The following is an 8063-nucleotide window of genomic DNA, read 5'->3' on the forward strand; positions in this document are numbered from 1 at the left end:
TTTTATCACTTCACTAGTTACAACATTTTGACAAAAAAAAAGGATCAAAACGATCCAAATTTTCTCCCTAAATTTTTAGGTTTTTCTTTAATCACCAATCGATACCTATCAATAATGCCGGGCTATGATTTTGGATAGCACCCAGCTCTGAGCGCTTAGAGTCAACAGCCTGAATAAAGGCATCAATATTTGCTAGAGTTGCATTGGCAAGATCAACTGTCTCAACAGACCAAACATTAACTCCATTACCTTTATCGTCAACTGCAGTAACAAAGCCAGTTGTGTTAGTCATGTCAACTGTTAAATAAGTAGCAATGCCAGAAATATTAAAAGCATTTGTCCAAGTTAAGGCAAGGGTATCACCTGCGTTGGCACCTACTTGGAAAGTAACTTTTCCATCAGCTGGAATAAGGCCTGCATCAGCGCCATCAAGAATAGCTTGGCCTGCAAAAGTAGTTTGTGAGGCAATACGAGTAATTTCCTTGGATAAGGAGGCAACTTCTTGCTGTAAGGCTTTGCGGTCTTCAGCGGTGTTGGTGCCGTTGGCTGATTGTACAGCTAAGGTACGAATACGCTGGAGCATGTTAGTGGTTTCGTCTAAGGCACCTTCCATGGTTTGGGCTAGAGCGATACCATCATTAGTATTGCGATTTCCCTGGTTAAGTCCATTGATTTGGGAGGTAAGACGATCGGAAATTTGTAAGCCTGCTGCGTCGTCTTTTGCAGAGTTAATGCGAAGGCCTGACGCTAGTCTCTGGTAGCTGACATTCAAGTTATTGGTAGCATTGGTCAGCTTTCTTTGGGCATTAATTGAACTTACATTAGTGTTAACGTAAAGTGCCATAACAATTCTCTCACATGTGGATAAGTTTAGGGACTTATCGCAATATATGGTGGGATGACTACAATCTACAAAAATTCAGGTATAAAAAACCTGATCTAAAGAGCATAGTGCTAACATTGATAAAATATGTCAGCTTGTTTTTAATGAAGCAATTAATAGGCCAACAATAAAATTGACACTGGGTAAGTCTTAGAAATTCAGCTATATGACATTGAGGAATTACACAATAATACAGGCATACCTTACAGTCTTGCCCACCATCATGCCATGTAAGGCTTAATTAGCTTTGAAATTGAGTGGGCGCTTTAGTGGTTGGTGTGCGTAGGTAGAGTTGATAGGGTGGAAGTTGCCGATAGGGCTGATATGCCTGATATGGTTGGTGTGGTATGGTTAGCAATAGTCAAAGCACCTAGCTTTCAACATTCAATAGCATCAATCATTATTGATGTTGGGAAATGATGAGAGATACCCACGACCACACTTCCTTATGTACTCTTTAAAAGAGTAATACTACTAATGGCGTTGTTGCCAGGTTAGTCAATTTTTGTAGGAGGCAACATACCAACTTGCTATGATGATTCGCAAAGCTCAAAGATATGCGGAGTAAAGATAAAAATGGCCTCTTAAGCAGGGATTGCTACGAGGCCAAATTTGTATGAATGGGGTGGTTAGCAAAAATCTAAGTTTGCAAGCTAAAGTTTGGAACTTAAATAGCTCTTATTTAGCTTCTATTGCTTAGGAGTCTCAGATTGAACAAAGCGTTGGAACTGTTCGAGTTTCTCGTTGTGTTGAGCAAAGTCAGCACAAGAGTCTTTGTTTCCTAAGTTACAAGCATCTTGGTGATACTTAAAGGAGAGCTGGGCTATTTTAGGATCTTTAAGTACATAGGCCTCTGAGAAGGTAATAATAGCTAATTGGCGGCAACCTAATGGATCTTTAAGGTCGCAAGCTTTTTGAGCATACTGGCTTGCTTTAACCAAGTCTTGGGAAACATTAGTTCCTAAGAAGTAAGCATCGGATAAAAGTAAACAGCCATAAGAACCATTCTTGGAGCATAAGTAATCAGCAATTTTAAGTCCTTGCTGATAATTATTAATACCAAAAACAGGCTCAGTAAGAATAGAGGTCAAAGCTGCACAGCTTCGTAGAGCATCAGGAGTATCAGAGTAGCAAATAGTGGTTAAGTATTTGGATGCTTCTGTATATTGGTGGACATTCAAGAAATTTTGAGCCAAGAAATTACAAGACTCAATATTGCCTGCTTCACACTGAGCAACAGCAGCATCATGGCCAGCGAAGTTTTCTTGTGCTTGAGCATTAAATGAAAAGCTTAAGACAGCACTAAGACTCAATACATATGCCAATTTGCTTAAAGTTTTGGCAGAGAAAAAAGCGTGTGCAGTAGCCATAGTAGTTTATCCCAAATACTGGTGCTAGTATTCTCCACATTAATCGAAGACAAAAATAGTAGTTGTTACTGGTTAATATTTATAAACTTAAGCTAAATTATTTAACTGTTAGCTTATATGGTTACGAATATTAAGCGTGAGAATAATAGCCACAAATAAAACAATCGAAACAATATTAATAGAGCATATAAGTACAAGTACGTTAGCTCTTTGTTAGTCCTACCTTTATAAAATTAGTTTTTTCCAAAAGATATAGGCAACAAGATGTTAGTCTTGGATGGTAGGGCTGTAAAACCAAGCTGCCTTAGGCAACTAAGATCAATTTCGGTTTATTTTAAAATTTCTTGAGGCCTAATAGTACCTATAGATATATACAATGTGATGCTTGTTGCAGGTCTAGAAAAAATTTTTAGAAACTTTGATTATTTATTGATTTTGGAAAATTTTTTCACCAGCACGCACAAGGCACAAAGCACGCTCTCAATTAGCCCCCAGCAGCAACATATTCATCATAGTTTCATGGCTTAGGTGAATGATTCTTCATGAGATATAGGCACAATAGTGTGCCTTAACTGTAAGAGCCCAGAACTATGGCTTAGTAGCGCATGTTTGGCAAAATTTTGTAAACAACGAACAATGCTACCTTAAGCAGGTGTAGGTTTAGATATTAGTGTAAGTGTAGGTGCTGCTTTAACTGTAGTTGTAAACAAGTCTTACTTACTTACTTACTTTCTTTATTTCTTGCTGTTAGCGCCTTGGCTACAGACTAAAGCTTACATAATTAGAGGTTAGAGGAAAAGGATAGAGAATAGAGAATAGAGAGTAGGGTAGAAAATAGATAGTAGAGAATAGAGAGCCAGCTATTAGGCTGGCTCGTAAGCAAGTTTGGGTGGTTAAATGCCTGTCATGCGGGAGATAAAGCTTGGGTTAAGTATCTGCATGGCTGGGGAGCTTCCTGAAAGATCCCACTGGTATTTGGAGATATCATCAGGCTCCATAGTATGGTAGAAAGGACTAATGGAATAGCTTGGGTTTTGGCTAATAAAACAAGGCTCCCCTTGGGCATTTTGTAGCACTACTAGCACTAGTTTCTCCTTAGAGCTTTTAGCAAGTTCTGGAGACTCAATTATAAGAAGTTTGGCAAACTGCTCTTGGAGCTTAGTAATATGTGGAGCTAAGAGCTTATAGTGAGTGGAAGATACTAACAAAGCTAAAGGATCTTGTTTAGTGATAGTTTTGCCAAGCTTATGGTTGCTCTCTACCAAGGTATCAAAAAGTAAGTCTATATCCTTTGATAGTAAGTCCCCTGATAAGCTTTCATCAGCACTTTTTTCTTTCCAGCTAACAATAGTATTGCCATTGAGGGTGGCCTTGGTAGGTAATATAGGCTCACTAAGATTAGGGTGATTGAGTAAGCCTAATCTGCCAATTTCTCTAATACCATATAAGAAAATGTAATTGGTGTAGCTAACTAAACTGCTACAAGAGCCATCTTGCATTTTAGTTAGTAGTTTTAGGCTGGCAAGGGGAGTTTTAGCCTTATCTAATTGGCTTTGTAAGAGTATGCCTGAGTATTGATAGCTGCTAGGGGCAAAAGCCTCAGACTCTTGAGCTTTTAAGGTGAGTTCTTTTAAGGCTTCTTGAACATAGGAGGTTTGATTGTCTATGCCATTGAGCATACAACTTACATAATTATGCTTGAGATGATCCAAGGACAAAGTATCAATCAACTCTAAGAGCTGATATTGACCATATTGAGCATTTAATTCCTTAAGACGAGCGCTAAAGTCTGGTTTGCTCTCATCAGTGTCTTTTTTAGGAGTAGTCATAAGAGGCGGGACAAAAAGAGCCTGGTAATCTATGAAAATAGTGCAATTTTGAGTGTCATCAAAATTAGATATTACTGCTTGCATTATGTCTCTCCTAAAAACAGCTAAGCTCACACCAAAAAAGCATAGCGTATACTAAAAATTATGACTTAGTTAGTCTTTTATGTAAGCAAACATATTATCCCATAATGAACTGGTAGAACAAAAGGAGCTTAGCTTAGCTGCTTTAGCCTCTTGAGCTTATTTGGCTATTAGAGGTGAAGAGCTGATTTTTGCTTTTTAGAGATTTAAAGATTTTTCTAATATAGAACATGGCTAGCTTATGGGCTTTTACTGTTTGAGTATGCTCTTAAAGTAAGCAAGCAATTACGTGGACAATTAAAGGTCTGGTATGAAAAGATTACTGCCTGTGATGGTTTTAGTAAAGGATAGTTCCGTGGCAATAATGAGAGGGATTAGTACTAACAAAGTTCTTGAAGCTGAGGATAGGTGATAGATGGGATTGTTTAGTGCGCTTGGAGCGGGCGTTTAGGTTGAAAGTAAAGCACTTTGATATTGAGCACCTTATGCATGATAAACAGCTTTTAGGAAGCAGTGGTACGTGTCAGAGTGCTGATGGTAGGACATGGCTATTATTTTTTGCGGGCGTGAATAGTAGGTAGCGGTTGCCTTAGAGGTTGCAGTGTTAGCGGCAGTATTTGCGGCATTGGCATTAGCTGTGTTTGTATCGGATGGAGCTGTGTTAGCGGCAGCGGCGGAAGCAGATGCAGTGGCTGCGATAGTGATAGTTGCAGTGGGGCGAGCGGGCGAGTAGGGGAATAATGCAAAGAGTTGCTGCAAAAAATTTATTATTTTGCATAGATTTAACAATGGGCTGTAAAGGGGATAAATTGCGCTTAGGGCTTGGTTTTACTGGGCATATTAAGGTGCTTGGTTAAATGGTACTTAATAATTTTGCATAGATATTTAACTAAACTTTTACATTTGAGCACTGACCTCTTAACAAAGCATCTTTATCATGCAGTCATCACAACAAGAGAGAATACAAACTACTTAGTGCTCTTAATTTAGTTCTCTTAGGAGAATAGGCGCTAAAGGTAGAGCAATAAGTAGTTTTTTAGCCCTAAGTAGTTGTTAGGGTAAAAGACCGTTAGCAAAAGGGATTTTTTGAGTTTGCTAAACCCTAGGTTTCTTTGTTTGTTCTGTTTGTTAATACTTTGCTAGGGTCAAGGTCTTGGTGATTCATAATCAAGGAAAATTTCTTATGTCAAAGCTTAATCGTTCTATGCTCGCTAAGTCCATCGCTGCTGTATTAGCTATTGGTATGTTAAGTGCCTGTAATGCCAACACCAATACTTCCTCTGTAAATGACAGCGCTCTTTATGTACGCTCCGCCGCTGGTGATGTTACCAAGTTTGCTGGCGCTCGTCGTATTCAGGACAACCAAACTGAGCTATATGAGAATGTTTTAGCTTTAGCCAAGAAGCAACACGCTAAGAATGTAATTTTATTAATTGGTGATGGTATGGGTGATAGCGAAATCACCGCAGCTCGTAACTTTGCCAAGGGTGCTGGTGGCTACTTTGAGGGTATCGATGCTTTACCATTTACTGGCCAGTACACCCACTACTCTTTAAATAAAGACACCCAGAAGCCAGACTATGTAACCGACTCAGCTGCCTCTGCTACTGCCTGGTCAACTGGTGTTAAGAGCTACAACGGTGCTATTGGTGTGGATGTTTACAAGAAGCCACATACTACTTTACTTGAGATGGCCAAGGCTAACGGCTTAGCAACTGGTAACGTATCTACCGCTGAAATCCAAGACGCAACTCCAGCAGCTCAGATTGCTCACGTTGAGCAGCGTAAGTGCTACGGCCCAGAGGCTACTTCACAAAAGTGCCCAGCTAATGCTTTAGAAAACGGTGGTGTAGGCTCTATTAGTGAGCAGTTATTAGCAGTTCGTGCTGATGTAGTATTAGGTGGTGGTGCTAAGTCCTTTAAGGAAGTTGCTAAGGCTGGTGAGTATAAGGGCAAGACCTTATTCGAGCAGGCTAAAGAGCGTGGCTTCCAATTAGTATCTGATGCTCAAGGCTTAGAGAAGATCACTAAGGCTAACCAAGATAGCCCAGTATTAGGTTTATTCTCTGAGGGCAATATGCCAATCCGTTTAAAGGGTCCACAGGCTTCTTTACATGGCAATTTAGAAAAGCCAGTTGTTAAGTGTGAAGTTAACTCAGAGCGTGGTGCTAATGTTCCAACTTTAGCCCAAATGACCTCCAAGGCTATCGACCTCTTAAAGGTTAATGATAAGGGCTTCTTCTTACAGGTTGAAGGTGCCTCTATCGATAAGCAGGCTCACGCTTCTAACCCATGTGGTCAATTTGGTGAGACCATGGACTTAGATGAGGCTGTACAAGTAGCTTTAGACTTTGCTAAGAAAGATGGCAACACTTTAGTTATCGTAACTGCTGACCATGCTCACGCTACCCAAATTGTTTACCCAGATACTAAGGCTCCAGGTTGGACTCAGTCTGTTATGACTGCTGATGGTGCTCCTATGACCATTTCTTATGGTAACTCTGAGGACATCGATGATGCTGGTCACACTGGTGCACAATTACGTGTTGCAGCTTATGGCCCAGGCGCTCTTCGTGTTGTAGGCTTAACTGACCAAACCGATATCTTCTTTACCATTCGCGACACTTTAAACTTAAAGTAAGCTCTAAAAAGAACCCCGTAAGTTGGAGCAAGCTTAGTGGCTATTAAATCTTAGTACCAGGCTTGCTCTCAGGTAAAGACAAGACCCTCCTAAGAGTCTTATAAAAGGCGCTTAGGCACCGATTAGAATCAGTTCCTGTTTTAAGTACTACCATTTAGCTTATCGGCTAGAACTATAGTCATACCACAAAGTATGGCGCTTTTAGGCCTGGTTTACCCAGCTAGGCCTTTTTTTTGAAAGAAGTTTCTTTAAAGCTTGCTAGAGCATAGCAATTTTCAAAGAGCCTTTTTTCTTACAGAAAAAAGCGAACTATTAAACACAGCGTAGTTAGAGTCAGGAAGCTCCTAAAACAAGATCTCGTATGCTTTCCCATCTTGGGAACCTGACTTACCCTTTTCTAAGTTTTTTCACAAAAAATTTCCACCTGTACGGACGACGAATTAACTTTTCAAGTAGTAACTAACTAAAAAAGTGTGTTCTGTCAGGCTATTGTAGATATAGCGTGGAGAACTAGTACTATGCTGCCATTAGATCTACTTCATTGCAGGTATTACAGACATTTATTGTTGGTTACGTTAAAGTCGTCCGTACAGGTGGAAAAATTTAATTTCACCTCAAAGCTCAGATCGTGGCCCTATGATCTGGGCTTTCTTATTCTTATAATTTTGCAGTTTTAAAGGTAATGATTGCTAACACCCCTTAAACGATTATATTTAGCCAAGAGCAAGGCAAGTACTGTGATGGGAACTAGCGTATTAGTGCCAAACTAATTACTAGTACTGGATTTCAAAAGTTCGTCACCCCCTTAAATGCTACTTAAAGCTAGTAAATTCGAGGTTTTGCTGCTTTAAAACAGGGGGCGAAACTTTTGAAAGCTAGTACTAGTGTAAGTGCTAATACTGCTCTCAAGAGTGGTAAAAACCAGCAGCCATCAGTTCTAGAGAGTGAGCATGAGGCTATTGCTAAGTTAGAGTCTAAGTACGATGTGGCAAAGATTGAGCCTCTGTTTGCTCAAAGTGTATCTCCTGAGGAAGTAGCTGAGCATGAGCATGCTATTAAAGGCGAAAATACAGAAAAGAAGAGCAAAGCTAAGAATAATTTAGACTTTGACTCTGATATTTATTTAGCTGATCTGACCAACTCCCATGGGCAAGCCCATGGGGTTCCTGCGTATCAAGGTTAACCTATTTTCCTGACAAGGCATTAAACATCTTAACGAGTTAAGACTTTTAACACAAAGCCAGAGGCATGTATCCCGA

6 protein-coding genes are annotated in these 8063 nt (G+C 39.8%); 2 read left to right on the forward strand and 4 right to left on the reverse strand.

Annotated features, from left to right (window positions below):
* Window positions 1–91 precede the first annotated feature (91 nt).
* The 4 genes from MXE38_RS11645 to MXE38_RS11660 form a co-directional block, all read right to left on the reverse strand.
* Window positions 92–844 carry a flagellin gene (locus tag MXE38_RS11645; RefSeq protein ID WP_281503214.1) on the reverse strand — a complete coding sequence of 251 codons (753 nt, stop codon included), beginning with the start codon at window positions 842–844 and terminating at the stop codon, window positions 92–94.
* 728 nt (window positions 845–1572) lie between these two features.
* Complete coding sequence (locus tag MXE38_RS11650; RefSeq protein WP_246915230.1) at window positions 1573–2253, reverse strand: hypothetical protein; 681 nt, start codon at window positions 2251–2253, stop codon at window positions 1573–1575.
* Window positions 2254–3146: 893 nt separating this feature from the next.
* Entirely contained in the window at window positions 3147–4166 is a 1020-nt protein-coding gene (locus MXE38_RS11655) for a DUF2184 domain-containing protein (protein WP_246915215.1), read from the reverse strand.
* Window positions 4167–4646: 480 nt separating this feature from the next.
* Complete coding sequence (locus tag MXE38_RS11660; RefSeq protein ID WP_246915220.1) at window positions 4647–4922, reverse strand: hypothetical protein; 276 nt, start codon at window positions 4920–4922, stop codon at window positions 4647–4649.
* A gap of 424 nt (window positions 4923–5346) precedes the next feature.
* Between MXE38_RS11660 and phoA the strand changes: the two genes are divergently transcribed.
* On the forward strand, window positions 5347–6804 hold the full coding sequence (gene phoA, locus MXE38_RS11665; RefSeq protein WP_246915223.1) for an alkaline phosphatase: 1458 nt from the start codon (window positions 5347–5349) through the stop codon (window positions 6802–6804).
* Between the two features lie 868 nt (window positions 6805–7672).
* A complete protein-coding gene (locus MXE38_RS11670; RefSeq protein ID WP_246915226.1) occupies window positions 7673–7987 on the forward strand; it encodes a hypothetical protein in 315 nt (104 codons plus the stop codon).
* The last annotated feature ends 76 nt before the right edge of the window (window positions 7988–8063 follow it).

Origin of the sequence: Anaerobiospirillum sp. NML120448 (genome assembly GCF_023050945.1) — a bacterium.
Classification (GTDB): Bacteria; Pseudomonadota; Gammaproteobacteria; order Enterobacterales; family Succinivibrionaceae; genus Anaerobiospirillum.

Excerpts from the sequence above, each read along its gene's own strand:
- MXE38_RS11655 (WP_246915215.1), bottom strand. The coding sequence starts at position 4,166 with ATGCAAGCAGTAATATCTAATTTTGATGACACTCAAAATTGCACTATT.
- MXE38_RS11650 (WP_246915230.1), bottom strand. The coding sequence starts at position 2,253 with ATGGCTACTGCACACGCTTTTTTCTCTGCCAAAACTTTAAGCAAATTG.
- phoA (WP_246915223.1), top strand. The coding sequence starts at position 5,347 with ATGTCAAAGCTTAATCGTTCTATGCTCGCTAAGTCCATCGCTGCTGTA.
- MXE38_RS11645 (WP_281503214.1), bottom strand. The coding sequence starts at position 844 with ATGGCACTTTACGTTAACACTAATGTAAGTTCAATTAATGCCCAAAGA.